The organism is Arthrobacter sp. 49Tsu3.1M3 (assembly GCF_900168135.1).
GTDB lineage: Bacteria > Actinomycetota > Actinomycetes > Actinomycetales > Micrococcaceae > Arthrobacter.
In genome coordinates this window covers 529,945-556,228 of record NZ_FUZD01000001.1, presented here as the reverse complement: position 1 = coordinate 556,228, position 26,284 = coordinate 529,945, and the positions used below count along the sequence as shown (strand labels likewise).

Sequence of the window (26,284 nt, the reverse complement as noted above, 5' to 3'; positions counted from 1 at the left end):
GTCATTACAAGCATGAATAAATGCTTATTACGCACAACATTTGGAGCAGGGGTTTGCGTTCATTCGGCACATCCGCCAGACTTTGGGCGTGACTGGGCCGCGCGGCACCGGTTGCAGCAAGCGGCTGCTGACCGTCATCTGCAAGTCCCGGGCTGCACTGCGCTTTTTGGCATTGCACGTTGTGCTACCTTGCATTGCCTTGGCCACGAGGGCCGCAACTGCCCGGCAGACAAGAACGAACCGAACCGCTTGGAGCCCTTAACTATGCCCAGTAACACCATGCTTTCCCGCATGCTCGACGCCGGAGCGAACCTGACCGTGGACGGTGCACTCGCCACCCAGCTTGAAGCGCACGGCTGCGATCTGGAAGACCCTTTGTGGTCGGCGAAAGTCCTTCTGGAACAACCGCAACTGGTCAAGCGCGTACACCACGATTACTTCCGCGCCGGAGCCGCCGTCGCCATCACGGCGAGCTATCAAGCCACACCCGGGGGATTTGCGCGGCGCGGCATCGGCGAGGAAGAGGCCTTGGATCGGGTGGCCCTGAGTGTGCGCCTGGCTGACGAGGCAGGCCGCGAGTACCTGGCCGAAAACCAGGATGCGGGCCCTCTGCTGGTTGCAGGATCGGTCGGGCCCTACGGCGCGTACCTTGCAGACGGATCGGAATACCGGGGCGACTATGTCCTCAGCCGAAACGAGTTTTTGGAGTTCCACCGGCCTCGAATCGCGGCGCTGGTGGAGGCCGGAGCGGACTTTCTTGCCTGTGAGACGCTGCCTTCATTGCCGGAGGCCGAGGCCTTGTTAGCACTCATGAAAGAGTTCGATGTCGAAGCCTGGCTCTCCTTCACGCTACGGGACGGCGGCCACATCAGCGACGGCACGCCGCTGGCTCAGGCGGCAAAGCTATTTACGGCTGAGCCGCTCGTGGCAGCGATCGGCGTGAACTGCGTGCCGCTGGAGCTGGTCTCCCCATCGCTGGAGGCCCTGGGCAGAGCCACTGATACGCCCCTGATCGCATATCCGAATTCGGGCGAAAGCTATGACGCAGTCACCAAAACGTGGGGGCCGGCCGCGGCGGGCCCTTCAGACCCCGATAGCAAACAGCCCGCAAGCCTTGCGGAGGGAACGCCAATCTGGCGTGAACTTGGTGCCCGGCTCATTGGCGGGTGCTGTCGAACGACCCCACAGGATATTGCGGCCGTGACGGCACTGTTAGCAACTCACAAACCTGAATAACGACCGGTTGGTGCTACTGGTGCAAGGAACTTGTGACGCGTCACGAACCTGGCCTATTCGCAGCTAACTCTGGCGGCCTGGGGGAGAGGTTGGCGCCCGTTTGTCCGGCCAAAGGCGAGATCCGGGCATGAATGTCGGCATAGCTGTATTTGTGTGGCCTCAGGGCGGGATGCGCTGGCGTTCCTTTCGCCGGCTCATCGGGACGGGGCCGGTGCCTGGAGCCACGATGCGATGCGGTCGAGCCCGGCGTCCATTGCATCTGTTCCTGGTTTGTTTAGGAAGCCGTGCCGGGTTCCTGGTAGATATTCGTTCTCGACGGGCACGTGGTGGGCTCCCAGTTCGGAAGCGAAAGCGTCGCCAGATGCGCGAAGTGTGTCGAATTCGGCATTGAGGATCAGGGTATGTGGGAACTGTGACAAGTCTGCCCCGCCCGGGAAGGCGCGGGGGTCGTTCATGCTTTGAAGCGATCCGGCGTAGTTTCGGTTCATTCGCTCCACCGTTGCCGGCGTGAACTGCCAGAGACCGCGGGGCCCCCGGAGTTTCTTTCGAAGCTCCGGGGGCAGCGGTGGCAGTTGTGCGTGGACGCTGGGATAGGCGAGCACCAAGGCCGAGGGCGCTGGTGTCGAGTGTCGGAGATCGTAGGTGGCGGCGGCGGCCAGGCACGCGCCTGCGCTTGCGCCGCCAAGTGCAATCCGGGTGGTTTGCGCACCGCCATCGGCCGCGGCGCGTGCCACCGCTTTGAAGGCCGCTGCGACGTCTTCGAGGGGCATGGGGAACCGGACTCCGGGTAGCTTCCCGGGGCGGGGTTTGCGAAATGGGCTCCATGGAGGCACGCGGCGGTAATCCACCGAGATGATGTGGATCCCTCTGGCAGCCAAGCCGAGGCCGACGTCGTGACTCTCCGCCGCGTTCAGGTCCCCGTGAGAGAACGCGCCGCCGTGGAGCCAAACGAGCGTCGGGGTGGTGGCGCCTGTTGCACCGTACAGACGGGCCGGCACGGGCCCGTTGGGACCTGGGAACGCGGTGTCGGTGACGGGTTCGAGGATCCGCCCCGTTCGGGCTGCGTCTTCGGATCCGGCGCGTGGTGGCATGGTGAGCTCCTTCTTATGTTCGAGGTGTATTGGCCGGCCGTGTCTCAGACGTTGACGGCCGGGGCGGGTTCAAGCTGGGCGAGGAACCGGTTGGCCGCGGCCTGGCTGGCATACCCAGTCGGGTCTTTGACGCATTCAGGGCACCAGTGTCCGGCTGCAAGGATCAGCCGGGGGCTGCCACGGAAGGTATGGCCTGAGGCGCATTGCCAGGTCAATGGTGCGGAGATGTCACCAGTTGCCATGGTCTCGGAGAGTAAGTGGCCGCCGCGGAATTCTGCCGCTTCTGTCATGTCTGTGATGGACCATTGGGAGCGGGGCTTGGATTCGTCGTAGCCGTGGTCCAGGAGCCGGGGTTCCTTGTCGGGCCGGGGAGGGATAAAAGTGGACCAGTCGCCGAGGCTCTCCCATGCCTCCCGTGAGCCGAAGTATGCGTTGATCCTTGCGTGATCGTTGTTTTCGATCCATGCCATTGTTCCGCGGGGCTTCTTGGTCAGGGGCTTCATCACGAGGTGTTTGATTACCGCAGCTGGGATTTTTCCGGCGAGCCGGACGCTGGCCGGTCCGGCCGCTATGGCGCGGGCAAGGGCATCCGCGAATGAGTCTCCTCGGAAGGGGACGAGCTTCTCGAGCAGGTCCGAATCTGAGTACCACATGCCGTGAAAGTTGGTGGTTGCGAACCAGTTCCGGTCGTACCACTTGCGGACGTCTTTCACGCCCATGGCGGCGGTCATTCGGGTCTGCAGTTCCCAGTTGGTGAGCCGCCAGCCGTCCCCGCCGCCGATGTTATAGATGCCGCCCCAGAATTCTTCGGGGACGTCTTCTTCGCAGATGTTGGCCAGTAGGCGGGAGGCGTCTTCGACGGATACCCATTCCATGACTCCGCTGAAGGTGGAGTGGGTCATGATCGGGTCGCGGGTTTCGAGGATTCCGGGGTGGAAGATGCCGGTCTGGCGAAGCGATACCCAGTGCTTGAGTCCGGAGTCGATCAGTTCTCGTTCGGCGATGACCTTGCTCTGGCCGTATTCGTCGTAGTGCGAGACGCGCAGGGGATCCCCGACCCGGCCCCAGTGGTGGGGCGGGTTTCGGTCCCCGCTTTGGGCGACGGTGCCGATCGTCACCAGGCGGACGGCGTCCGGGTCGGGCTGGGCTTGCACAGCCTTGATGACGTTCCGGGCACCGCCGACGTTGACTGCGTGGGTGAGTTCGGGGTGGTCGTCGGCAAAGGGTGATACGACGGCGCCGGTGTGCAGGACGTAGTCGGCTCCGGTGACGCAGGACAGGACGGTGGGGTAGTCCGTGATGTCCCCATAGACAACGTTGAGGTTGTCCATGCCGGTGAACTGGCCGATGACGCCGGTGTCCTTCTTCGTGGGGAGGACCAGGGCCACGATGTCGAAGCGGTCGGCGCGTTGGGCAAATTCCCGCAGGATGTATTGCCCCCAGTTTCCGGTGGCGCCGGTGAGAAAGATCCGTTTTTTCTGTTTCTGCATCGGTTTCACTGAAATGAGGGTTCCTTGCTTGCTTCGATCAACTGATGGAGGGATTCGAGGGGGATGGTGACGCCGGGGAACTTGGCGAACTGGTTCATCGGCATGGAGTAGGCCATCTTGAGCCCGTCCTGCATTCCCTCCGCGGCCTGCCGCTGCTCCTCCGTCAGGGATGCGGTGATGCCCTCGATGAGCAGGGGGCCGACGACGGGGTGGGTGAACCATTCCTCGACGGTGGAGGTCAGGCTCAGGGGTGAGGGGCGCCCAGCGTCGCCGTCGAGCGTAATCGTGGACCGGCTAGTGATGGCGCGGGAGGACCGGCCCACTTCAATGGAGTACCGGCCAGGCGTGACGGCCCATCGGTGGTCGGTGATGTCGTAGTAGGCGAAGGCCCGGCGGTCCAGATCGAAGGTTACGGTCCTGGATTCACCGGGGTCGAGGGTGACTTTTCGGAAGGCCCGCAGTTCACGCGCGGGGGTCCGGACCGGTCCTGCGGGAGCACCCACGTACATCTGCACAACATCAGCGCCGACGCGGTCCCCGGTGTTCGTGACGGTGACCTCCACCGTGGCTTCGTCGAGGCCCACGCTCCTGGCACTGAGGTTCGAGTAGCTGAAGGTCGTGTAGCTCAGGCCGTGCCCGAAGGGGTACCGTGCGGGCACGCCGACAGTTTCGTGGAACCGGTAGCCGACGAGGACACCTTCTCCATAGCGGACGTGGCCGGCCTCTCCGGGGAAGTTGATGAAGGAAGCAGTGTCGTTCAGCCGGCAGGGGATGGTCTCGGCGAGCCGTCCGGAGGGGTTGGTGCGGCCGGTGAGAACGTCGGCAATGGCCCCGCCGCCTGCCTGGCCGAGGGCCCATCCTTCGACTATGGCGTCGACGCGGTCGTGCCAGGGTTCCAGGATCACCACGCCGCCGTTGGACAGGACGACGACGGTGCGGGCGCTCACTGACGCCACCGCCTGGATGAGGGCGACGTGGTCGGCCGGAAGATCAAGGTTGGCGCGGTCGAAACCCTCGGATTCTTCCTTCTCCTCCAGTCCGACGAAGACGATGCTGATGTCCGCGCCGCGGGCCAGATCGGTCGCCTCGGTCCGGAGCAGGGCGGCATTTGATACCGTCCCGGCGGAGCCGTATCCCGGCGCGTAGTGCACGCGATCCTCGCCCAGGGCGCGCCGGAGTTCGTCGAGCGGGACGTCGACGCGGGTGGCGTTGACGTGCGAGCTGCCGCCCCCTTGGTAGCGGGGCTTCGCGGCGAACTCGCCCAGGACTGCCACAGCGTTTCCCGGCTGAAGCGGCAGCGTGTTGTTTTCGTTGCGCAGCAGGACGATCGAGGAGGCGGCGGCCCGGCGGGCGAGGGCGTGGTGCTCGTCGGCGTCAAAGGCGGTCTCGTCGTCCCCCAAAGCTGTCCGCCGCTGCAGGGCGGCGATCCTCGCGGCACTGGCATCGACGTATTCTGACGCAAGGCTGCCGTCCTCGACGGCGGCGATAACTTCCGCGACAGTGGCGCCGTCGGTGCCGGGCATTTCCAGGTCAAGGCCCGCCTTCAGGGCGGCAATGCGGTTGCTGACGGCTCCCCAGTCCGAGACGACGGCTCCGCGGAAGCCCCATTCCGTGCGGAGGACGTCGGTGAGGAGCCACCGGTTTTCGGAGGCGTAGGTGCCGTTGATGCGGTTGTAGGAGCACATGATGGTGGCCGGGTCGCTGTCGCGGACGACCCGTTCAAAGGCGGGAAAGTAGATTTCCCGCAGCGTCCGCTCGTCCACGTCGGAGCTGACCCGCATCCGGTCCGTTTCCTGGTTGTTGGCCGCGAAGTGCTTCACGGAGGCGCCGACGCCCTGGCTCTGGACACCGCGCACATAGGCAGCGCCGAGGACCCCGGTGACGAGGGGGTCTTCGGAGAGGTATTCGAAGTTGCGCCCGCACAGGGGGGAGCGCTTGATATTGATTGCCGGGCCGAGGAGGACGTTGACGGACAACGCCCGTGCTTCCCGTCCCAGGGCGCGGCCGACTTCCTCCACGAGGTCCGGATCCCAGCTCGACCCCAGGGCCGTCCCGGGCGGGAAGCAGGTGGAGGGCATGCTGCTGTGGAATCCGAGGTTATCGGCCGTGCCTTCCTGGCGTCGTACGCCGTGGGGCCCGTCCACCATGACGATGGAGGGGACCCCTGGAACGGGTGCAGCGGACCAAAAATCGCGGCCGGACAGGAGGGCGGCCTTCTCTTTAAGGCTAAGGCTCTCGGTGGATGCCTCGTTCGCGTCGGTGGTCTGGTGGTTCATGCGGTTACCTCGTTTGCAGATTTCAGGACGTTTTCGATGGCTTCGGAGAAGCCGGCGGGGCTCATCGGGATCATGCCGAGCATGTCCTTGATGGTGAGGCTTTTGGCGTCCGGGCTGTTGCCGTCCAGCGGGACGCCGGGGAAGAACGTGGCGAAAGTTGCTGCGAAGCTTTCCCAGACATTGGGGTCCTGGGCCAGGACTCCGAATGTGGTGTCCAGACTGTAGACGGGCCGTTCGTTGTAACCCTGGGGCACCTGGTAGCTCCAGGAGTGGGTTCCAGGTCCGACTTCAAGGACGACGCTGTCCGGGTGCAGCGGAAGGACGACTTCGGCGCTCGTTCCTTCGGGGACAGTGACATCCAGGCTCACGGTGTCCTCCTGGATCTGCCAGGACGCAGAGGCTTCGCCGTAAGGGGTGAGGTGGCGTGCGGAGGCGCTGGTGAGGTCTCCTCCCGGTTTGGGTGCGATGCGGATTCGCTTGTAGCCGGGTTCCGCGGGAGCAAGGCCGGCGACGGTGCGGTGCATCCAGTCAGCCACCGCGCCAAGCGCGTAGTGGTTGAAGGAGGTCATGCCGCCGGGGTTTATGCTGCCGTCGGGGCGCATGGCATCCCACCGTTCCCAGATTGTGCTGGCGCCCATGGTGACCGGGTAGAGGAACGACGGGCACTCTGTCTGCAGCAGAAGTTTGTAGGCATCATCCAGGTGCCCGGTCTGGGTGAGGGCATCACAGAGTACGGGGGTGCCCACGAATCCGGTGGAGATGGTGTACTTCGCCTTCGCGACCAGAGTGGCCAGCTCCTCGCCAGCCCGTTCCTTCTGGGCATCGTTGAGGATGTCGAAGGTGATGGCGAGGGCGTAGGCCGTGGCGGAGCCGTTGACCAGACGCCCCGACGCTGCGACGTACTCGTCCCGAAAGGCCTGCTTCACCTTCTCGGCCAGCAGTGCAAACCTGGTCTGATCTTCCAAGTGCCCGAGGATCCCGGCTGCTTGGGCCATGACATGGGTGACGCGGCAGAAGTAGGCGGCGGCGACCAGATGGGGTTCCGTCTTGCCGTTGGCGGGGTTTTCCGGCGGGGCGTCCGGATCGAGCCAGTCGCCGAACTGGAAGCCGGCATCCCAAAGGCCGTTGGGGTTCAGTAGGCCTTCAACCTGGGTGGTGAAGTCCCTCATGGAGGTGTAAGCGTCATTGAGGATCTGCCTGTCGCCGTAGGCCTGGTAGAGGGTCCAGGGCAGCAGGACGGCGGCATCTGACCAGACGGCGGTGGTCATGGGTGCGGCGTGGGTCTGGAAATCGGGGATGACCATGGGCACATATCCTTTGTGCGCTTGTTCCAAAGCGAGGTCCCGCAGCCAGGATCCAAGCACACCGCGGACATCGTACAGATATGCCGCGGTGGGCCCGAAGACGTTGATGTCTCCGGTCCATCCCAGCCGTTCGTCGCGCTGCGGGCAGTCGGTGGGGAGGCTGACGAAGTTTCCCTTCATCGACCAGACGGTGTTGCTGTGCAGCTGGTTTAGGAGCGGGTTGGAGGATTCGAACCAGCCGGTCCGTGTCATCTCGGTGTGGATGACGACGGCGTTGAGCTTGTCCGCGGTCAGCTGTCCGGGGTATCCCTCGATTTCGACGTAACGGAACCCATGGAAGGTGAAGCGTGGTTCCCAGGTCTCCACGCCGCCACCGCGAAGGGTGTACGTGTCGGTTGCCTTCGCGGTGCGCAAGGGCCGGGTTCCCAGCTCGCCGTCTTCCATGACTTCGGCGTGGCGGAGCGTAATCGTGGCGCCGGTGTTTCCCTCGGCGCTGAGCCGGATCCAGCCGACCAGGTTCTGGCCGAAATCGGCGACGGTCTTGCCTGACGGCGTCGTGATGAGCCGCTGGACCGCGACTTCCTGGATGCGCCGGACCGGTTCCTTCGTCGGGGCCTCCAGGGTCTCCAGGTCCCAGTCGATGACCTCGACGCCCGCCCAGCCGGAGTCGTCGAATCCCGGGGCGGACCAGCCGGTCTGTTCCTGACGGGCGTCGTAGTTTTCGCCGTCGTAGATGCTGTCGGCAACGACCGGACCCGGTGCCGTCAGAAATTCCTTGTCGGTGGCCACTATTTCGCTGTAGCCGCCATAGTCGAGTTCGAGTTGCATGAACAGACCCGGCCGGTCCGCGAAGATGTTCTTTGTGGGACCGGCCCCCTCCCAGCCGAGCCGTCCCCGGGCCCATCCTTCGCCGACCATTGCACCGAGCGTGTTGGCGCCGTCGTAGAGCAGATCGGTGACGTCGTAGGTGCTGTAGTTGAGCCGGTGCCGGTAGGTCGTCCAGCCCGGGGCCAGGACTTCATCGCCGACGCGCTGCCCGTTGAGGTAGGCCTCAACGCACCCGAGCGCAGTTACGTGAAGTACGGCGCGTTGTACCTTCGACGCCTTGAAGTCGCGGCGGAAGAGGGGTGCGGGGTGTGGCCCGTCGGTTGTATCGGAGGTGGTGAGTGGCGCGATGAACCTGGCGGTCCAGGGGAGGGAAGCAGTCATGGGAGTCTTTCGAGGATTGTTTAGCGGACGGACTTGATGCGGAGGACGACGACTCCGCCGAGCAGGGTGATGCCCGCTGCCACGAGGTAGAGCAGCGTGTAGTTCTTCTCAGCCGCCGTGGCGCCAATGGTGAGGAACAGCGGCGCGATTAGCGGGGCCGCGGCCTGGGGGATTGAGGTGGCGAATCCGGTGATGCCCAGGAAGCGGCCGGCATTGGTCTTCTTCTCGGGGAGGACATCCAGGAGCAGGGCCTGGTCCACGGCGGAGAATCCACCGATGCCGATCGAGGTCAGCACGGAGCCGACGACGATGATGGGCATGTCGTGAGCGAAGGCCATGGCAACGATGCCTGAGGCGAAGATGATGGCTGCGGCCAGCACAATGGGCCTCCGCCGGCGGATCCTGTCGGAGAGGAAGCCGCCGCCGATCGCTCCGACCGTGGTGGCGAGGATGCCGATGCCGCCGATGGTGGCGATGACCCCGGCAATCTCCTGCAGGGAGACGCCGAGCCGGGAAGCCATGAAGAACGCGGTGAATGTGGTGTTCAGCGTCAGGCCGAAGTAGAACAGGAAACGGGCGAGCCAGTTCCAGCTGAAGTCCGGGTACTGCCTCGGGTTGTAGAGGTACTTCGAAGCGATGAGCCGGAGACTCAAACGGTCTTCGAACACCAGGCTCTTGCTTGATTCTTCGCGGACGAAGAGGACGAACAGGAGGCAGGTCACGACGCCGACTATGCCCGGGACGACGAACAGCAGCATGTTGTTGGTCATGAGTGACCCGGCGGACACGACACCGACCACGGGGCCGATCTGGTTGGCGAAGCCGACCAGGCCCGAGACCTTGCCTCGCTGGGATTCCGGCAGCCGGTCCGCCTGGGAGGAGTTCAGGCCTGCCAGCGCCTGGCCCCAGCCCAACTGGGCCAGCACCCAGCCAAGTGCCAGCACCACAATGCTGTCCGCCGTGGCCATGACTATGAGGGAAACGAGTCCGAGTGCGGTGCCGGCGATGATGAAGGGCCGGCGTCGGCCGAGACTGGTCCGTGTGCGGTCGCTGAGGGTGCCCAGCATTGGTCCGGTCAGCATGACCACCAGCGATCCGGCGCCGAGGATGTATCCGAGGTTCTGCTCCTGGCCCGGCGTGACCTGGCTGACCTTGACAGCCAGGGAGATGGCTATGGGAGTGATGAATGCAATGAAGACACCCAGTTGGGCCAGAACCATCAGCCAGATGTATTTGGCGGAGACTTTGGGGAGGTCGGACTCTTCCGACGGCGCTGTAAGGAAGAGTGCTTCTTCGGCCCCCAGCAACCCCGTGGCAGGGGATTCGGTAGCAGTGGACACCGGCGGCGTCTCAGGAGAAATCATTCGGACTCCATTGTCGAAAATTCGTAGGGGGGAAGTGCACTAGTACGTACTAGTGATGGGTAGGATGCTAGCAAGGCATACTGAGGGTGGCAAGAACTTTTTGTAACGATTCAAGGAGATGGGTGTGACGACAACCGTGGGACGGCGTACCACTGCGGCGGATGTTGCCCGCAAGGCAGGCGTTTCACCCGCCACGGTGGGTTTCGTTCTGAACCGGACCAAGGGCCAGACGATCTCCGAGGAAACCCGGGCACGCGTTCTGGCCGCCGCCCAACAGCTCAACTACAAGCCGCACCAGGCCGCGCGGGCTCTCCGAAGCGGACGCAATAAGATCGTTCTTCTCGTTCTGCCCGACTGGCCGTTGGAGCACAGCCTGCGGACAAACCTGGAGGTGCTGACCCACGCCCTGGCAGCACATGGCTATGTCCTGGTCACCTTCACGCCGCTCCCCGAAAGCACTGCCACACCACTCTGGGCGATCCTGGAGCCGGCCGTCGTCATCGGGTACGCCACCTTCTCCAAAGAAGACATCGCAGACATGAAATCCCTTGGCATCACCAACATCATCCCTTCACCGGACGCAACAGCGGCCCCGGCATCGACTGACTTCGCCTCCGGGCCCCGACTCCAGGCCGAGCACCTCCTGAGCCTTGGCCACCAGCGGCTGGGGTATGCCTGCCCACCGGATCCGCGGCTCCGGGACTTTATCCAGGAGCGGCTCCAATTGGTGAATAGGGTCTGCACCGAAGCGGGTATTCCCCAGCCCATTGTCCGCCAGGTCAACTACCAGGATGACTCAGGAGCAGCTGCTGCGGCTGAGTGGCGGGAAGCGGGAGTCACCGCCGTGATTGCCTACAACGACGAGACGGCAGCCGACGTCATCGCCGGTGCCGTCCGAAGCGGCATCAGGGTTCCCGAGGATCTCTCCGTCGTAGGCCACGACAACTCACCTCTCGCGGAACGATTCATGCCGTCCATCTCCAGCGTTGCGGTCGACATGGAACGGCTGGGCATATACACGGCGGCCATCGCCCTGCACCTCGCGGAGGGTCATCCGCTGCCTGATCCGCCCAGTGGAACAACAACGCTTGTCCGGCGGGAGTCAGCCATTCCGCTATAGGCGCCTTGTTCGTGCGGCGGCTCATGAAGGTGCACATGCTGGTGCCCGGCAGAGGCGGCACTAAGGCTCACACGCCCGGCTCAGCGCGTATGGTGGCCTCATTCGATGTGGCTCGCGGGCCCTGCTTCAAGATCCGCGGGCATTCGAAATCATCGTCGGATCCCCGTTGCCACCGCGGAGTTGATGAAAGCCGCAATGCGTCACATTGTGGCACTACGGCGGATACCATCGGAGAGTGAAGGCATACCGCCGGCGCAGGAGACGAGCCTTTCTGCATCGGCGTGCGTCCCCGGCCGCCAAACGCCGGCCGGCCGCCAGGCGCCAGGCGGCAGCCAAGGGGCTGTCGCAGCGGGAGGTGGCTACACGGGTCGAGCGCGGGCTTACCAACCGCGTGCCGGACACCACTAGCCGGAGCCTGTGGCAGATCTTCCGGGCCAACGTCTTCACGCTCTTCAACGCAATCGTCGGCACGAGCTTCCTGCTGCTGTTGCTCCTGGGGCAATGGCAGGATGCCCTGTTCGGCCTCGCCGCTGTCAGCAATGCCGTGATCGGCGTCGTCGAGGAATACAGGGCGAAGAAGTCACTGGACCGGCTGGCTGTCCTCAACGCCCCGCTCGCGCGGGTGTTGCGCGAGGGTCAGATCCACGAAATCGCCACGGCCGACGTCGTAGAAGATGACCTCCTGGCGTTGCGGGCCGGGGATCAGATCACTGCCGACGCTGCCGTACTGGAGTCGTCCGGCCTGGAGGTGGACGAATCGCTCCTCACGGGCGAAGCAGACCCGGTGGGTAAGGATGCGGGGACGGAAGTACTCTCCGGATCGATCGTCGTGGCCGGCCACGGCAACGCCCGGGTTGTCCGGGTCGGATCGGCGTCGTTCGCGAGCCGGCTGACGGCAGATGCGCGACGCTTCTCACTGGTGAACTCCGAGATCCGCAACAGCCTCAACCGTGTAATGCGCTGGATCGCCTGGATCCTGCTGCCCGTGGCCCTCATCGTGCTCAACGGCGAGATCCAGGCGCGCGGCGGCTGGCAGACCGCCATTTCCGCCGGTGCCTGGACGCCCGCACTCGTGGGACTCATTGCCAGCATGATCGCGATAGTCCCGCTGGGACTAGTGCTGCTGACGAGCGTGGCCTTCGCCGTGGGCGGACTCCGGCTGGCTAAACACAACGTACTGATCCAGGAACTCGCGGCTGTCGAGGGACTGGCACGCGTGGACGTACTGTGCATGGACAAGACCGGCACTCTCACAGAAGGAGGGCTGGTCTTCGACGCGGTTCACCCGCTGGCGCCGCAACCGGGATGGGAGCAGGCCCTCGCATGGTTTGGCGCCGAACCCGAAGCAAACGCCACGGCACGCTGCCTGAGTACGGCCTTTGAGGATGACGGCGGCCTTCAACCCGTCCGGTCCGTGCCGTTCTCCTCCGCCCGGAAGTGGAGCGGAGTCAGCTTCAAAGGGAGCGCCGGCGGTGCGCGCACCTGGATTCTCGGAGCACCGGAAATGATGCTTGTGCAGGACGACGACACAGCCGCACGTCTGAAGCCGTCGATCCCGGCGCCCGACGGCGCAGTACCGCGCCAGAGCGACGTCTTGCGCCAGGCCGGCGAACTGGCCGCATCAGGGCTGCGGACCCTGCTCCTGGCCGGCGCGGATCAGTTGCCAGCCAATGGGACGGTGGAGCAGCTGCCGGCGTCGCTCCACCCTGTGGCGCTGCTGACCTTCCGGGAACAGCCGCGCTCCGATGCCCGGCAGACCCTCAAGTTCTTCCGGACCGAAGGCGTCGGGTTGAAGATCATTTCCGGCGACGATCCCCGCACCGTTGCCGCCATTGCCCGCAGGGTTGGCCTGGAGGTCACGGAGGGCTTCGACGCACGCTCACTGCCCGAGGACCCGCTGCATCTGGAGGAGGTGATGGAATCAAACATGGTGTTTGGCCGAGTGACGCCAGCCCAGAAGAGGGCGATGGTCGAGGCGCTCCAGCGCCGGGGACATACTGTGGCCATGACCGGCGACGGCGTCAACGATGCCCTCGCGCTCAAGACGGCCGACCTTGGCATCGCCATGGACTCCGCGGCGCCCGCCACCAAGGCAGTCGCGCGCCTGGTATTGCTCGACGGCCGCTTCGACCGGCTTCCCGGAGTCCTCGCTGAGGGCCGGCAGGTCATCGCCAATATTGAGCGGGTCTCCAGCCTCTTCCTCAGCAAAACGGTCTATGCGACCGCCATCGCGGTGACCTTCGGGCTCCTGCAGTGGACGTTTCCGTTTCTTCCCCGCCAGTTATCCTTCACGGACGGCCTGACGATCGGAATCCCGGCCTTCTTCTTGGCGCTCATGCCGAACCCGCGCCGCTATCAGCCCGGATTCCTGCGCCGCTCCCTATGGTTCTCCGTCCCCGCCGGACTGATCGTCACGGCTGCCCTGCTCACACTGAACGCATTCGCGCCGCTGACCGGCACGGCTACGTCCGAACAAGTCAGCAGCGCCTCTGTGCTGACGCTGTCCATGGTCGGACTGTGGATCCTCTCGGCTGTGTCGCGCCCCCTCAACGCGGCGCGTCTGGCCGTGGTGTTGGCCATGAGCGCCTCCCTGCTGGTCGCGCTCAACCTCCCGCTCGTGCAGGAATTCTTCCTGCTTTCCCGTCCACCCGGCGGGTTGCTGCTGGCGGCCGTGGCGTGCGGGGCCGCTGGGGGCCTCGGAGTCGAGGTCCTGGCCCGGGTCCACGCCCGGGCATTCCCGCGACAAGGTCCGGTGGTGAAGAGGGGGAGCAGCAGGACCTGATGGACCCGCGGCGAGTCAGATAGCGCACCGATGGGTTTCCCGCGCCGCGTCCGATCTATACGCTGGAGACCGACTGAGGGAGGGCTGGCACCATGCGGAAACTGATTTACGGCATGAACCTGACACTGGACGGCTACATCGCCGCGGCCGGCGACGACATTGGCTGGGGCGGGCCGAGCGAGGAACTGTTTCAGTGGTGGCTCGACCAGGAGCGGGCTAGCAGCCTGTCGCTCTACGGGCGCAAGCTCTGGGAGACCATGAGTTCCTACTGGCCGACTGGCGACCAGCAGCCCAACGCCACCGCGGCGGAGATCGAGTTCGCGCGGAACTGGCGGGACACGCCGAAGGTCGTGTTCTCCTCGACGATCAACAAGGTCGACTGGAATACCCGCCTGGTCACCGGCGACGCGATCGCCGAGATCACCCGGCTCAAGGCCGGGGACGGCGGTCCGATGAGCGTCGGCGGCGCAACGCTCGCCGGGGCGGCCATGCGGGCCGGGCTGATCGACGAATACGCGCTGGCCACCTTTCCGGTCCTGGTGGGCGGCGGCACGCCGTTCTTCACGGCGCTGGACAGCTGGATGAACCTGAACCTGGTGGAAACGCGGACGTTTCCCGGCGGGGTGGTCCTGACCAGGTACGCGACGAGGCGCTGACCGCGATTCCTCCGGTCCCCCAATGGTGCGGACCGGTTCGAGAAGGCCAAGCCCTGTCAGCGCAAAGAAGAACCGCGCGTCTTCAGCGGGGAGTGCAGTTTGTCGTTCGGCTGCTCAGACAGTCGAAATTCGAGGGTGCGTAAGTTGGGCACAGATATCGGAAGGGCTGGGGAAGAGGGATGAAACCGGCCGCGGCCTCAGTGCCCGCCGAGGATCTCCACTAGGGCGAAAGAGAGGCCGAAGCCGACGGCGATCGCGATGCCGGTGGCGGCGCCGGCGTCGCGGAGCCCCTCCGGGATCATGCGGGTCGTTACGTTCGTCAGGATGCCGCCGCCGGCGAAGGCCAGCGCGAAGGCCACCACCTCTGGCGGGGCTGCCCGCAGCAGCACCGTGAAGACGGCCACCGATGCGGCGCACAAGAACGTCATGGCCAGCCAGGCGGACATGACGTGGCGGGTGGTCATGCCTGATTTGCGCAGCGGTCCGGTGTCGGCCATGGCCTCGGGCACGCCGCAGAGGAAGACAGCGGCGAGCACTGCGGCACTGATGCCGTAGCCACTGAGTAGCGCCCCGGTGATAACAATCGCTTCGGCGACCACGGATAGCCCGATTACAAGGAACTTGGGTTCGTGGACGGGAGGTTCGGACAGCCGCCGGCCGCGCACGGCACCCGTCACTACCCACGCCGTCGCCATGGCCCCGCCGATCAGTCCCACCCCGACATAGCCGCTTCCACCGGCCAGCCGTCCGGCCTCGGCGACGAGCTTGTAGGCGACGGCCGAGAGCAGGGCGCCGGCACCGAGCCCGGTCAGGATGCCGAGCAGGACGCTGTTGCCAACGCGCCACCGCAGGGCGAGCAGTCCACCCAGGAAGTAGGAGGACCCGGCAATCAGGCCCCAGCCAAATGCCTGCAGCATCGGCGCCCCTTTCGGCTTAGGCACTAAAGTGCCGCGCCTAGGCATCATCCCGAACAGGCGCGGGGATGGCAAGGGCCGCACGCGAGGCGCCGCGGACTGGAAGCTGTGCACAGGCCCTCAGGGCGACAGCAGCCGGACGTCCGGGGTCCGGGGTCCGGGAGGAACGAATGGCGTCGGCGTGCGCCGTTTCCTAACCCCGCATCTCATGAACATTCGCAATCGGGCGGGTCGCGGTCCTGTGGATCGACCCGCAGCACGGTTCACCTCATCACGAGAACTCCTGGAGCAGCTCGACAACGATGATCCGAGCTTCTGCCTCGATCAGCGCGAGGTGGGAGAACGCCTGCGGGAAGTTGCCGAGGTGCCTGCCGGTGGCGACAGCGAACTCCTCGGCGAAGAGCCCGAGCGGCGAGGCGACCCACAACAGCGTCTCCATCAGGTCACGGGCCCGCTGCTCCTCGCCGATGATCGCCAGCGCGGACACGAGCCAGAACGAGCAGATCAGGAAAGTGCCCTCCTTTCCGGACATGCCGTCATCAGTCTCGCCGGTGCGGTAGCGCAGCACGAAGCCGTGCTCTGTCAGCTCGTCGGCGATGGCGAGCACACTGGCCCGGAGCCGCTTGTCATCCGGGGGCAGGAATCCGAAGATGGCGGCCAGCAAGGTGGAGGCGTCCAGCGCGTCCGTGTCGTAGTGCTGACGGAGCACACCCCGCTTGTCGACCCCCGTACGGACCGCGCGAGCCGGTGAAAGAGACCTAGGGGCCACCCATGGATACCGCCGCAGCCCTGCTCTTGTTCGCTGCCATCACGATCTACGCGATCTTCGGCGGCGCTGACTTCGGTGCCGGCTTCTGGGACCTGACCGCTGGTGGCGCGAAGCGTGGGGAGCGGCCCCGCGAGGTAATCGACCACTCGATCGGGCCCGTGTGGGAAGCGAACCACGTGTGGCTGATCTTCTTCGTCGTGCTCTGGACGTGTTTCTCCGAGGCCTACGCGTCAATCACTTTGACCATGTTCGTGCCCCTGGCCATCGCGGCCCTCGGCGTCGTCCTGCGCGGTGCCAGCTTCGCCTTCCGGAAGGCGGTGTTTCGGCAGCGAGCCCGCCGCAGCTTCGGCGCCGTCTTCGCCGTCTCCTCGGTGCTCGTGCCCTACTGCTTCGGCGCCATCGCGGGAGGCATCGCATCCGGCCAGGTTCCGGCCGGCGGTCGGGCGGGCGATCCGCTGTACAGCTGGGTCAACCCGACGTCGGTCGCCATGGGTCTGCTCGCCGTATCCGTGACGGCCTACGTCTCCGCGGTACTGCTCACCTGGGATGCCCATCGCCCTCTCCGACGAGGCGATGGTCGGCTACTTCCGCGTCCGCGCCGTGGCGGCTGGGGCCGTGGCCGGAACCGTCGCGCTGGTCGGTCTCTTCGTCGTACGCAGCCAAGCCAGCTACGTCTTCGGAGGACTCACCTCACGCGCCCTGCCGCTGGTGATCATCTCGGCGGTCGCCGGGCTTAGCGCGCTTTTCCTGCTCCGAGGCCGACCCCACCGCGGAGGGCGGCTGGCTGCGATCGCCGCGGCCGGCGCCCTCGTCCTGGCCTGGGGCGTGGCACAGTGGGACTACCCGCTGCCCGAAACTCTCACGGTCTCGGCGGCCGCTGCGCCGTCGGGCACGATCACGGCCGTGCTGGTCGCGGCCGGTCTCGCCGTGCTGTTGATCGTGCCGGCCTTCATCTTGTTGTACGTGCTCGACCAACGCGGACTGCTTCCCGACGAAGGCATCGACGACGAGCCCGACCGGGGCCCCGGGGTCGTCCGTGCCTGACTTCGCTGACGAAGTGCGGTCCCTGGCTCCTACCTTGGCCATGAGGTCCTTCACGAATGGCGCCTGTCGATCCACGACGGCAGGCGCCTGGTGGACACCGGGCGTTAGGGCGAGCACTGGATTGCGTCAGCGAGACAGCAACACGGCGACCTGGGCCCGGATGTCCCGAACAATATCGTCGATGCTCAAGGCGGCGTTCACGCTCGCCGCCATGCTAAGGAACATGATCGCGGTGACGATGCGGGCCATCGTTGCGGCATTATCAGCACCGGCCTGCCCGCGCCTGCCCAGGACGGCAGCGGTCGCCTCCTCGGTCTGCGCGACGATGGACAGAGCTTCGCTGTGTCGAGGCTCCTCGGGATCGCCGAAGACCATCTCCCGCAGGTAAGTGCGTCCGTTGTCGACCTGGGCGCGGTTGCATTCCACGATCGGCTGGACGATGGCCATCACCGCATCGAGGATATCCGATATGGTCTCGGCATCCGCCCGACCCCGCTGGAGTGCTTCGGCGTAGTGTGCGTTCTGCACGAGCAGCAGGAGTTCACCTTTGGACTTGGCGTAGAGAAACAGGGTCCCGGTGCCAATGTCCGCCTTGTCGGCGATCTGCTGGGTCGTGACATCCTCGATGCCGTGCTCGGCGAACAGCTCGCTGGCTGCCGCGGTGATACGGTCCAGCTTTTGTTGCTTGTTCCGTTCACGCCGTCCGACCGGCTGGGGGGCGAGAGACATATGGATCCTCCGGGAATATATTCTGACTGCACTCAATTATGAATATAGTCATTACTGTAACGGGTTGAACTCTTCGCTAATTCTCCCATGCGGTTGGCGGGCTGCAACGGTCCGCCCGGGTGGAAGCGGCCGGTTTCCCATCACACCTCGGGGACGACGAACTGCTTCGGTCCTTCCGCGATACGTGGCCTGCTGCCATCCTTGTCGTCCGGTATGGGCGCGAACGCGCGCAGATCGCCGACGACATCGACGCCGGGCTCGCGGGCATCGCGCCGTTGGGCCGATTCGCGCTGGCGAACCACGACATTGTTCAGCACCGGCGCACCGGCGCACCGCTGAACGAGCTGGACCCGGGCACCCTGTACGGCGGCGGCGCGGCGCCACCGCGTTCACCAAAAGTGAGCGCGGTGGCACCACACCTGCCCAAGGACGCCGCGGCCTACGATGCCTCCAACAAGAGACGACGGAACGGGTGGGGAGTGTCTGAACAACGGCGGGTCCGGGGTTGGCCTGACACGCCGGGGTAGTCACGAGCCAGGGCCGCGTCAGGGATGGCGGTACGTTTGATCGCCCTGCTGACGCGTTTGTGCGGGCTCTGTTCGAGCTGGCCGGTGCGACGAGGCCCCACGCCAATGACTGTGCCCGCCCATATTCACGGGAGGGCAGCACCCACCGTGCCTCCCTGCTCTGGTGGCGGGATCTTGTCAGGTACGTGCTGGTCAGTGGGCGAGGAATTCTACGGCGACGGGGGAGAACCTGTCGTGGAACTGGAAGATGCCGCCATGGCCCGAGTCGGGGTAGATGATCAGCTCGGATCCCTTGATACGCCGGTGCAGGTCCCCGGACAGGATCGACGGCACCATGCCGTCGTTGTCGCCGTTGGCGATGAGGGTGGAGTGGGTGAGCTGTGACAGGTCCGACGGCGCGGAGCGGCCAAACTTCTGGATTGCCTTCAGCTGCGCCTGGAAGGCTTTGGTGCTGATCGGCTTGTCGCGGTCAACCGTGCGCTCCTGCAGTCGCTTGATGAACGCCTTCGCGGCCGGCTTGCCGGTGGCGTTGCGGTTAAAGAACAGGAACTCCTTTGGGTCCGCGCGCGTCAGGCTCGCGCGGAGTACGTCCCAGTAGGTCGTGCTGACGACCCTGTCGATGTCCTTGCCGCCCCGCGGGCCGGTGCCGGTCAGAATGAGCTTGCGGACAAGGTCGGGATGATTGAGGAGGAGGTCCTGGGCGATCATGCCGCCCATTGAGAAGGAGAAAACGTCGATCGTGTCGAACCCGAGGGCCTTGATGATGGTGTGGGCGTCGTCGGCCATCGCCTCGATGCTGTCTGGAACCTGTCCGGTGGAGGCGCCGACTCCGCGCTGGTTGAAGGTGATGACGTGGCGGTTCTTCGCGATGGGCTCGATGATGCGGGGGTCCCAGTTGTCCAGGGTCGCGGCAAGGTGCGCGAAAAACACGACGGGGATGCCGGTCTTGGGCCCCAGCTCACGGTAGGCGTAGGTGGCGCCTCCGGCGGTGATGGTGCGTGTGGCGGCCTTAGCGTAGGAGGTGACGGCGGAGCCGGTTGGGGTGTCGAAGCTGCTCATGCTGGTAGTCCTCCTGAGTGGTCTGAGCGGTGAATGGTGCCGGCGGCTCAGGAGGGAAGGGTGACGACGGCTTTGCCGCGGAAACCGCCGTTGGCCAGCGACTCGAGCGCCTGTGGGGTCTGGGCGAAGTCGAAGACCTTTCCCACGACCGGGCGCAGCACGCCGTCGTCAACCAAAGCCGTGATCTGGCGCAACTGATCGCCGCTGGCACGCATGAAGAGGAACTCGTAGCTGACGCCGAGCTTCTTTGCCTGTCGCCGGATCCTGCTGCTGAGCCCGGCGATGGCCAGGCGCAGCACAGGGTTCAGGCCGGCGTTGCGCGCGAACGCCGGGTCCGGCGGACCGGCGATTCCGATCGCTTTCCCGCCGGGCTTCAGGATGCGCAGTGACTTCACGAGGTTCTCCCCGCCGAGGCTGTCGAGCACCAGATCGTACCCGGCGAGGAGCTGCTCGAAGTCCTGCGTACGGTAGTCGATCACCGTGTCCGCGCCGAGGTCGCGCACGAAGTCGGCGTTGGAGGCGCTTGCGGTGGTCGCGACGGTGGCGCCGAGGTGCTTGGCGAGTTGGATCGCGATCGACCCGACCCCGCCGGCCCCGGCGTGAATGAGAACTTTCTGCCCCGGCAGTACGTTGCCTTGCTCAACGAGGGCCTGCCACGCCGTTAGTGCAACCAGCGGTAGCGAGCCGGCCTCCTCCATGCTGATCGAGGCGGGTTTCAGCGCCAGATCGGCCTCGGAGATGGCGATGCGCTCGGCGAACGTGCCGATGCGGTCTTTGTCGGGGCGGGCGAAGACCTCGTCGCCGGGCTTGAATCCGCGCACCTTCGCCCCGACACGGATGACTGTGCCGGCGACATCGTTGCCGAGGATTAGCTGGAGCTTGTACGGAAGGATCTGCCTGAACTCACCCAGCCGGATCTTTTCGTCCAATTGGTTGAGGCCAGCTGCCTGGACCTGGACCAGCACATCGCGGTCGCCGACGGTCGGCTCGGGGACGTCGGCTGCGCTCAGCGGCTCCTTGTACTTGGTGATGACGAATGCCCTCATGGCGTGCTGCTCCTCTAAGACGTGCGTAGGCAAAAATGAGTTAATTCAATAATGAGTGGACTCAGAAACATTGTCAAGTAGGCGTTAGGCGCGCGCTCATTTGAATGTTCCCGAAGGCGTGGGGGAGGCTGTGACCGCTCGATGCGTAACCACTTCGGCGCGTCTTCCGTCCGGGCGAAGAGCACGTGCTGCACGTGCGGTTATTCGGCCGGCCTCCGCGGAAGTCCGCAGCCGCAGGGACGGCTTAGGTCAAGGTTGGACGTACTTAGGTATAAAACCGACATAATGTTGTAAGCTGATGAGGAACCTACAGAGAGTGAGCAATGATGCTTCTCGAAAGAGACCTCATCCAGTCCGTCGGATTCCGCAACGTCACCGAAGGCGGACGCGTGACCGGTTTTCAGTTCCGGGTCCGGATGCCTTCCTACCGGGGTATGGCCGCGTCCCTCATCGACGGCGTTGCGGTTCGCGTTGGCAATATCGTCGACGTCGGACCTGACGTTCCGCTTTGGACCTTTGGCGGGCGCACCTACACCCTGCAGCAACTCTGGGAGAGCGATGGCGTCCGCTGGCCCCTCGAGGAGGCGGCAGTCATCACCATTCCCCTCGAGGGCGGCCTGCCGCAGGGGGTCCACGAGGTCTCCATCGAGCTGCGGTTGCGCATGTCCTACATCCCGCTGGAGCACCAGCCCACCGTGCACCGGACCAGCCGCCTAGCGACGCTCGCGCCTGAAGGCCGCGAAGGCTCGTTCCGCTACGGCGTTTCCCTGTACAGCTTCATGGGCGACTACGGCACGGTCATGGATCTGGAAACGGTGCTGGCCGCCGTCGCGGATGTGGGCGCCACCGGCGTCGAGATCCTCGGGGAGGGCCACATCCCCAACTATCCGGAACCGTCCCACGCCTGGATCGACAACTGGTTCGGCCTCCTGGAGAAGTACTCGCTGGAGCCCACGAACTACGGCTCCTGGATTGACACCCGTCTACACCCGGGACGGACCATGACTGTTGCCGAGGGCGCCGAAGCCCTGCAGCGGGACCTGCGGCTTGCCAACCAATTGGGGTTCCGGTTCGTGCGCCCCAAGATCGGCGTTGTGTCCAGCGACCTGGTCCCGGACCCCATCTGGACCGGGTCAGTGGAACGCTCCCTTGATCTGGCCCACGAGCTGGGGATCATCATCTGCCCGGAAATCCACTCGCCCACGCCCATCAAGCACCCCGTCGTCGAGGACTACATCGCGCTCATCGAGCGCACGGGAACCAAGAACTTCGGACTCCTCATCGACACCGGGATCTTCCAGGACCGGCCCATCCCGCTGCGCGAAGGGGAAACCCGCGAGACGCGGCCCGCCTTCCTTGACGGCATTGGCGTCGATCCCGCCGACTTCGCTGACATCGCACAGTACGTTGTGTTCGTCCAGGCGAAGTTCCACGACATCAACGAGCAGCTGGAAGACCAGCAGATTCCCTGGCTGCCAGTGCTCAAGGCCCTCAAGGATTCCGGTTACACGGGCTACCTCTCCAGCGAATACGAAGGCGAACGCACTCCCTGGCGTGCCATCGAGCAAGTGCGCCGCCAGCATGCCCTGATCCGCCGCATCGCCGGCGAACTCACCTGACCCATCCCACCTCCCAGCAAAGAGAACAACAATGCCAAACGGACTTCTTGACGATGCAAGCCTCCGCACCCATTCCGAGGGCCTCGCGCTGGCCCTGACGCTTCCGTGGTACCGGAGCCTGTGGCTCTCCTCGGTCTCCAGCCTGCGGCTCACCGTCGACGGCCAGGATATCCCCGCCGAGAACTTGTCCCTGGAACTGGGTGGTGTCCGCTATGCGCTCCCGGACCTGCCCGCCCAAAGCGAAACTCTCTGGTACCTCCAGGAACATCCCTTGCTTATCGCCAAAACGGAGAGCCCTGTTGCCTTGGGCGAGCAGCACACCGTCCGGCTCATCGGTGAGTTGCGCCTGCCGTACATGCAGATTGCTCCTGGCCAGGACGGCGGCCCCGGCATGTACGTTCCCAACTTCGTGAACCAGACTTTGGAGCTGACCGTCACGGACAGGGCTGCGGCGGCGCCGGAACTGACGACGGCGGTCACGCCGCCCCCGCCGAAAGCGCAGGACGATCCGTTCTCGCTGGGGCTCACCCTGTACTCGGCGAGTGCCGAATACCGGGCCGGCTGGTACGACTTCGACGGACTGCTGAACCGCGTGGCCGAGCTGGGCATCGGACCCGGGATCGAGATTGTGGCATCGCAGGTCCTGCCTACCTATCCCAACGTGACTGATAACTTCGTGCGCTCCTGGCAGGAGGCCTTCGACAAGCACGGCTTCACCGCCAGCTCCTTCGGCGCCAATCTGGACATGGGACGCCGCCGTGACCGCGACATGACCCCGGATGAGGAGTACGAGTTCACGCAGACACTCTTCCACGGGGCCAAGAAGCTCGGGTTCCCGCTCGTCCGCATCCAAAGCGCGAAGCCGGAGCTGCTTCGCCGGCTGCTGCCCCTCGCCGAGGACCTCGAACTCAAACTTGCCTACGAGATCCATGCACCGCTGGGGCCCAACTCGCCGGAGATCATGAAGGTCCGCGACGTCTACGCCGAGCTTGATTCACCGCTGTTGGGCTTCGTGGCTGACTTCTCCTCAACCATGCACAGCATGTCTCCCACTCTCCTGCGCGCGGTTCGCCGTGCCGGGCTGGACGATGAAGCTGTGGAAAGGCTGCAGGCTGTCTGGGGCACCGAGGCCCCGATGCGGGTGCGGCAGGAGGAGTTCATTGCGTACCTGCGGGGACGCGACTTTGATCCTGCCCGGCTTGGATCCTTCGCACACCTGGCCTTCAACATGCACGGCCACGTCAGCCCGAAGGAGTGGGCTGACATCATGCCGCAAATCATGCACGTCCACGCAAAGTTCTACGATATTGATGAGCAGGGCAACGAGCCGGCCATTGACTATCCGGAATTGGTCCGCGTATTCGTCGAAGGCGGCTACCGCGGCTACTGGTCCAGCGAATGGGAAGGCCATGCCTTCGCCGAGCTCGGTGAAGTGGATCCGCTGCTGCTCGTCCGTCAGCAGCACGACCTCATCCGCAAGAGCATGCGAACAGCGCTGGCATCAGCCTGACCTGCAAAGCCGAAGCCCCGTAGCCTCGATGCCCGTCCGCTTAGCCGGCCGGGCATCGAGGCGTTTAAGTGGCTTCCTTGGTTGCGGCGGCTGCCACGATGTCAGCAGCCTCTTTGAAGAGGCCCCTCATCCACTCATGCTCGGAGTCGCGGTTGTGCACGGGGTGCCACCACAATGCATTAACCAGCGGCGTGGCATCGAAGGGCAGCGGCAGGATCCGAACCCCGCCCACGCGCAGAGCGAACGGCACCAGTGCCGCCTGGATGAGCGCGATCCGGTTGGTCCCAACCACAAAGTGAGGTAAGGACTGGAAACTTTCAACGACTACGTCCACACGGGGCTCAACACCCAGCTGCTGGATCTGCCGTTCCGCCGATGTTGAGGCTGAGCGCGTCTGATAGGTCATCACCCAGGGAAGTTCAGCGATGTTTTCCATGGTGATTTGCTCGCCGACGGCTTCATTGGACGTGGAGACCACGGCCACCCACCCGTCCCTCCACAGGTCCAGGTAGGGGAGCCCGGTGAGGAATCCATGGGGAATCACCATGCCGTCCACCGATCGAAGGCGGTTGGCTGCATCCTCAACCACCATCGGATTGTGCAGCATGAACCGGAACCGGACCCCGGGGGCGCGCTCGGCTGCAAGCTCGGACGCAACCCGGCCAATGGTAGTGAAGCCATAATCCGAGCCGTAGATGGAGAACTCGCGCTCGGATTCTGTGGGCTCCCAGGTGGCCTGGCTTTCGAAGACGCGGCGTGCGGCCTCAAGCGCGGTGGTGGTGTGCTCCGCGAGCCGGAGGGCGAAGGGCGTGAGCTCGTAAGCATTACCGCGGCGGGCCAGGATCGGGTCCCCAAAGTGGGACCGGAGCCGGGCCAGCGAGGCGCTGAGCGCAGGCTGGCTTAGGTGAAGCCGCTCGGCCGCCCTAGTAACGCTTCGCTCGGTAATGAGGGCATCCAGCGAGATCAGCAGGTTGAGGTCGAGACGGGAAAGCAGGACATGTTTCGTCACGGCGCAGCGATCCTTTGAAAGTGGAACCGTTTCAAGTGACCTTATCAGCGAGGGCTATAACGTAGGCGAAGTCATCAGGCATCCGAATAGATCTTCCGCGGACCTCCGTTAAACTTATGTCCGTCATAGCGAAGACTTATGTGTGTTTTAGGCACATCTCCTGCATACTTGTGAGTGACCGGGGTCACGACACCCGGATTTTTGGACAATGAAGTCAGAAAGGCTGGACATGACACAGCACCGCCGCTATTCGGGCCTGAAGGTCGGCGCCCTCGCCGTCCCCACCGTCGCAGCACTCATTCTTACCGGTTGCTCGGCCTCCACCGGCAGCAGCTCCTCTTCGGGCGGTTCCCAGGAATTTTCACTGTCCTTCGCGACATCCAACACCATCGAGAGCCCCTTCCAGGTGTTGGCAGAAAATTACATGAAGTCTCACCCGAACGTGAAAATCACCTTCAATCCCCAACCGAACGACTCCTACGACCAGACCTTGCGCACACAGCTCCAGGCCGGAAACGCCTCAGACGTCGTAGTGACCTCGCCCGGCTCCGGCACCGGCCGCAGCATCCTGCCGCTCGTCCAGGCAGGTTTCCTTGAACCGCTTGATGATGCCGCGAAGAATCTACTCCCCGAGGGAAGCGACAGCACCTTTGGAACCGACGGCAAGGTGTACGGCCAGGCCACGGAAATTACGATCTCTGCCCTGGTGAGTAATGAGACGGCTGCAGATGCAGCCGGTGGCTTCCCTGCCGACTTTTCCTCCCTCCAGCAGCAGTGCAAGGCTCTGGAGTCCTCCGGTAAATCCCTCTTTGCCCTCGCCGGAGCAGCCCCTCCCAACACAGGGCTGATGGCGATGTCCCTGGCCGCCTCGCGCGTCTACGCGGAAGACCCGAAATGGAACGATAAGCGCGCTGCCAAGGAAACCACCTTCGCCGGCTCGGACGGTTGGAAGTCAGCCCTCGAGGCAGTCAATACCTTGAAGGACGCGGGCTGCTTCCAAAAAGGTGCTGCCGGCGGCGGCTTCGACGCCATCACCAAGGGACTTGCCAGCGGAACGTCCGTGAGCGGCTTCATCCCGGCCCCAAGCTGGAAGCAGCTGCAGTCCGCCGCTGGGGGCTCCCAGTTCGCCGTACGGCCGTTCCCGGCGGAACAGGGCTCAGGTAAGAGCTACGTATTCGCCAGCGCAAACTACGCCTATTCCATCAACGCAGCCTCCAAGAACAAGGACGCTGCCAAGGCCTTCCTCGACTGGGCCGCCCAGCCGGAGCAGACCAAGGCCTTCGCAGAAATCGACGGTGCCCTGCCGGTCAGCGGACTCGACAAGTACGATTTCGACGGCGGTGCCTATAAGAACGTCGGCGTCCTGATCAAGGACGGCAAGTACGGCCCCCTGCCCAACATCCAGTGGCCGAATTCCGCCGTCTACGACGCACTGGCCACGGGGGTCCAGGGCATCATCACCGGACAGAAGAGCCCTGACCAAGTCCTGCAGGCCATGGACGCTGCCTGGGAACAGTAACGTTCTTCACC

General features: G+C 64.7%; 20 protein-coding genes and 1 pseudogene. 10 read left to right on the top strand and 11 right to left on the bottom strand.

Annotated features, from left to right (window positions below):
* The first annotated feature begins 264 nt into the window (after nucleotides 1–264).
* A complete protein-coding gene (gene mmuM / locus B5X90_RS02655) occupies nucleotides 265–1,236 on the top strand; it encodes a homocysteine S-methyltransferase (RefSeq protein ID WP_079549928.1) in 972 nt (323 codons plus the stop codon).
* 194 nt (nucleotides 1,237–1,430) lie between these two features.
* On the opposite strand, the gene B5X90_RS02650 is transcribed toward mmuM, so the two are convergent.
* The 5 genes from B5X90_RS02650 to B5X90_RS02630 are packed head-to-tail and all read right to left on the bottom strand — an operon-like array spanning nucleotide 1,431 to nucleotide 9,970.
* Nucleotides 1,431–2,327, bottom strand: coding sequence for an alpha/beta hydrolase (locus B5X90_RS02650; RefSeq protein ID WP_079549927.1), 897 nt, complete (start codon nucleotides 2,325–2,327; stop codon nucleotides 1,431–1,433).
* A 44-nt stretch (nucleotides 2,328–2,371) separates the two neighbouring features.
* A complete protein-coding gene (locus B5X90_RS02645; protein ID WP_079550009.1) occupies nucleotides 2,372–3,817 on the bottom strand; it encodes an NAD-dependent epimerase/dehydratase family protein in 1,446 nt (481 codons plus the stop codon).
* 5 nt (nucleotides 3,818–3,822) lie between these two features.
* Nucleotides 3,823–6,093 (bottom strand): glycoside hydrolase family 3 C-terminal domain-containing protein, encoded by a 2,271-nt coding sequence (locus tag B5X90_RS02640; RefSeq protein WP_079549926.1) that lies wholly within the window; start codon nucleotides 6,091–6,093, stop codon nucleotides 3,823–3,825.
* Nucleotides 6,090–8,606, bottom strand: coding sequence for a glycoside hydrolase family 78 protein (locus B5X90_RS02635; protein WP_079549925.1), 2,517 nt, complete (start codon nucleotides 8,604–8,606; stop codon nucleotides 6,090–6,092). The genes B5X90_RS02640 and B5X90_RS02635 overlap by 4 nt, the downstream gene beginning before the upstream one ends.
* Before the next feature lie 20 nt (nucleotides 8,607–8,626).
* Complete coding sequence (locus tag B5X90_RS02630; protein WP_079549924.1) at nucleotides 8,627–9,970, bottom strand: MFS transporter; 1,344 nt, start codon at nucleotides 9,968–9,970, stop codon at nucleotides 8,627–8,629.
* A gap of 124 nt (nucleotides 9,971–10,094) precedes the next feature.
* Here B5X90_RS02630 and B5X90_RS02625 point away from each other — a divergent pair, with 124 nt between their 5' ends.
* The 3 genes from B5X90_RS02625 to B5X90_RS02615 all read left to right on the top strand — a co-directional run bounded on the left by B5X90_RS02625 (nucleotide 10,095) and on the right by B5X90_RS02615 (nucleotide 14,528).
* Nucleotides 10,095–11,090 carry a LacI family DNA-binding transcriptional regulator gene (locus B5X90_RS02625; RefSeq protein WP_079549923.1) on the top strand — a complete coding sequence of 332 codons (996 nt, stop codon included), beginning with the start codon at nucleotides 10,095–10,097 and terminating at the stop codon, nucleotides 11,088–11,090.
* 355 nt (nucleotides 11,091–11,445) lie between these two features.
* Nucleotides 11,446–13,872 (top strand): HAD-IC family P-type ATPase, encoded by a 2,427-nt coding sequence (locus B5X90_RS02620; RefSeq protein WP_079549922.1) that lies wholly within the window; start codon nucleotides 11,446–11,448, stop codon nucleotides 13,870–13,872.
* Between the two features lie 92 nt (nucleotides 13,873–13,964).
* Nucleotides 13,965–14,528, top strand: a complete 564-nt coding sequence (locus B5X90_RS02615) for a dihydrofolate reductase family protein (protein ID WP_079549921.1) — start codon at nucleotides 13,965–13,967, stop codon at nucleotides 14,526–14,528.
* 197 nt (nucleotides 14,529–14,725) lie between these two features.
* Here B5X90_RS02615 and B5X90_RS02610 read toward each other — a convergent pair whose 3' ends face one another.
* Nucleotides 14,726–15,445: a ZIP family metal transporter gene (locus tag B5X90_RS02610; RefSeq protein WP_079549920.1), complete on the bottom strand. Its 720-nt coding sequence runs from the start codon at nucleotides 15,443–15,445 to the stop codon at nucleotides 14,726–14,728.
* 268 nt (nucleotides 15,446–15,713) lie between these two features.
* Nucleotides 15,714–16,151 (bottom strand): glycoside hydrolase family 15 protein, encoded by a 438-nt coding sequence (locus tag B5X90_RS02605; protein ID WP_256860020.1) that lies wholly within the window; start codon nucleotides 16,149–16,151, stop codon nucleotides 15,714–15,716.
* Nucleotides 16,152–16,213: 62 nt separating this feature from the next.
* Between B5X90_RS02605 and B5X90_RS21815 the strand changes: the two are divergent.
* Together B5X90_RS21815 and B5X90_RS21370 are read left to right on the top strand one after the other, a co-directional pair.
* A pseudogene (locus B5X90_RS21815) lies at nucleotides 16,214–16,717 on the top strand (cytochrome d ubiquinol oxidase subunit II); the annotation flags it as partial.
* Between the two features lie 40 nt (nucleotides 16,718–16,757).
* On the top strand, nucleotides 16,758–17,255 hold the full coding sequence (locus B5X90_RS21370) for a cytochrome d ubiquinol oxidase subunit II (RefSeq protein WP_256860019.1): 498 nt from the start codon (nucleotides 16,758–16,760) through the stop codon (nucleotides 17,253–17,255).
* 126 nt (nucleotides 17,256–17,381) lie between these two features.
* Here the strand turns inward: B5X90_RS21370 and B5X90_RS02595 are convergent, their stop codons facing one another.
* Nucleotides 17,382–17,984, bottom strand: a complete 603-nt coding sequence (locus B5X90_RS02595; protein WP_079549919.1) for a TetR/AcrR family transcriptional regulator — start codon at nucleotides 17,982–17,984, stop codon at nucleotides 17,382–17,384.
* Nucleotides 17,985–18,103: 119 nt separating this feature from the next.
* Between B5X90_RS02595 and B5X90_RS21500 the strand changes: the two genes are divergently transcribed.
* Nucleotides 18,104–18,511, top strand: coding sequence for a hypothetical protein (locus tag B5X90_RS21500; RefSeq protein WP_256860018.1), 408 nt, complete (start codon nucleotides 18,104–18,106; stop codon nucleotides 18,509–18,511).
* A gap of 192 nt (nucleotides 18,512–18,703) precedes the next feature.
* On the opposite strand, the gene B5X90_RS02585 is transcribed toward B5X90_RS21500, so the two are convergent.
* Both B5X90_RS02585 and B5X90_RS02580 read right to left on the bottom strand, forming a co-directional pair.
* Nucleotides 18,704–19,570 carry an alpha/beta fold hydrolase gene (locus B5X90_RS02585; protein ID WP_079549918.1) on the bottom strand — a complete coding sequence of 289 codons (867 nt, stop codon included), beginning with the start codon at nucleotides 19,568–19,570 and terminating at the stop codon, nucleotides 18,704–18,706.
* A gap of 47 nt (nucleotides 19,571–19,617) precedes the next feature.
* Nucleotides 19,618–20,616 (bottom strand): NADP-dependent oxidoreductase, encoded by a 999-nt coding sequence (locus B5X90_RS02580; RefSeq protein ID WP_079549917.1) that lies wholly within the window; start codon nucleotides 20,614–20,616, stop codon nucleotides 19,618–19,620.
* Between the two features lie 326 nt (nucleotides 20,617–20,942).
* Here B5X90_RS02580 and B5X90_RS02575 point away from each other — a divergent pair, with 326 nt between their 5' ends.
* Complete coding sequence (locus B5X90_RS02575) at nucleotides 20,943–22,235, top strand: C-glycoside deglycosidase beta subunit domain-containing protein (RefSeq protein WP_079550008.1); 1,293 nt, start codon at nucleotides 20,943–20,945, stop codon at nucleotides 22,233–22,235.
* A gap of 31 nt (nucleotides 22,236–22,266) precedes the next feature.
* The gene (locus B5X90_RS02570) at nucleotides 22,267–23,745 is read left to right on the top strand and encodes a C-glycoside deglycosidase beta subunit domain-containing protein (protein WP_079549916.1); all 1,479 of its coding nucleotides are present in this window, start codon (nucleotides 22,267–22,269) and stop codon (nucleotides 23,743–23,745) included.
* A gap of 64 nt (nucleotides 23,746–23,809) precedes the next feature.
* Here the strand turns inward: B5X90_RS02570 and B5X90_RS02565 are convergent, their stop codons facing one another.
* Nucleotides 23,810–24,754: a LysR family transcriptional regulator gene (locus tag B5X90_RS02565; protein ID WP_079549915.1), complete on the bottom strand. Its 945-nt coding sequence runs from the start codon at nucleotides 24,752–24,754 to the stop codon at nucleotides 23,810–23,812.
* 229 nt (nucleotides 24,755–24,983) lie between these two features.
* On the opposite strand from B5X90_RS02565, the gene B5X90_RS02560 reads away from it, so the two are divergent.
* Nucleotides 24,984–26,273 carry an ABC transporter substrate-binding protein gene (locus B5X90_RS02560; RefSeq protein WP_079550007.1) on the top strand — a complete coding sequence of 430 codons (1,290 nt, stop codon included), beginning with the start codon at nucleotides 24,984–24,986 and terminating at the stop codon, nucleotides 26,271–26,273.
* Nucleotides 26,274–26,284: the final 11 nt, after the last annotated feature.

Excerpts from the sequence above, each read along its gene's own strand:
- B5X90_RS02640 (WP_079549926.1), bottom strand. The coding sequence starts at position 6,093 with ATGAACCACCAGACCACCGACGCGAACGAGGCATCCACCGAGAGCCTT.
- B5X90_RS02645 (WP_079550009.1), bottom strand. The coding sequence starts at position 3,817 with ATGCAGAAACAGAAAAAACGGATCTTTCTCACCGGCGCCACCGGAAAC.
- B5X90_RS02635 (WP_079549925.1), bottom strand. The coding sequence starts at position 8,606 with ATGACTGCTTCCCTCCCCTGGACCGCCAGGTTCATCGCGCCACTCACC.
- mmuM (WP_079549928.1), top strand. The coding sequence starts at position 265 with ATGCCCAGTAACACCATGCTTTCCCGCATGCTCGACGCCGGAGCGAAC.
- B5X90_RS02610 (WP_079549920.1), bottom strand. The coding sequence starts at position 15,445 with ATGCTGCAGGCATTTGGCTGGGGCCTGATTGCCGGGTCCTCCTACTTC.
- B5X90_RS02570 (WP_079549916.1), top strand. The coding sequence starts at position 22,267 with ATGCCAAACGGACTTCTTGACGATGCAAGCCTCCGCACCCATTCCGAG.
- B5X90_RS21370 (WP_256860019.1), top strand. The coding sequence starts at position 16,758 with ATGCCCATCGCCCTCTCCGACGAGGCGATGGTCGGCTACTTCCGCGTC.
- B5X90_RS02595 (WP_079549919.1), bottom strand. The coding sequence starts at position 17,984 with ATGTCTCTCGCCCCCCAGCCGGTCGGACGGCGTGAACGGAACAAGCAA.
- B5X90_RS02585 (WP_079549918.1), bottom strand. The coding sequence starts at position 19,570 with ATGAGCAGCTTCGACACCCCAACCGGCTCCGCCGTCACCTCCTACGCT.
- B5X90_RS02650 (WP_079549927.1), bottom strand. The coding sequence starts at position 2,327 with ATGCCACCACGCGCCGGATCCGAAGACGCAGCCCGAACGGGGCGGATC.
- B5X90_RS02560 (WP_079550007.1), top strand. The coding sequence starts at position 24,984 with ATGACACAGCACCGCCGCTATTCGGGCCTGAAGGTCGGCGCCCTCGCC.
- B5X90_RS02575 (WP_079550008.1), top strand. The coding sequence starts at position 20,943 with ATGCTTCTCGAAAGAGACCTCATCCAGTCCGTCGGATTCCGCAACGTC.
- B5X90_RS02580 (WP_079549917.1), bottom strand. The coding sequence starts at position 20,616 with ATGAGGGCATTCGTCATCACCAAGTACAAGGAGCCGCTGAGCGCAGCC.
- B5X90_RS02615 (WP_079549921.1), top strand. The coding sequence starts at position 13,965 with ATGCGGAAACTGATTTACGGCATGAACCTGACACTGGACGGCTACATC.
- B5X90_RS02630 (WP_079549924.1), bottom strand. The coding sequence starts at position 9,970 with ATGATTTCTCCTGAGACGCCGCCGGTGTCCACTGCTACCGAATCCCCT.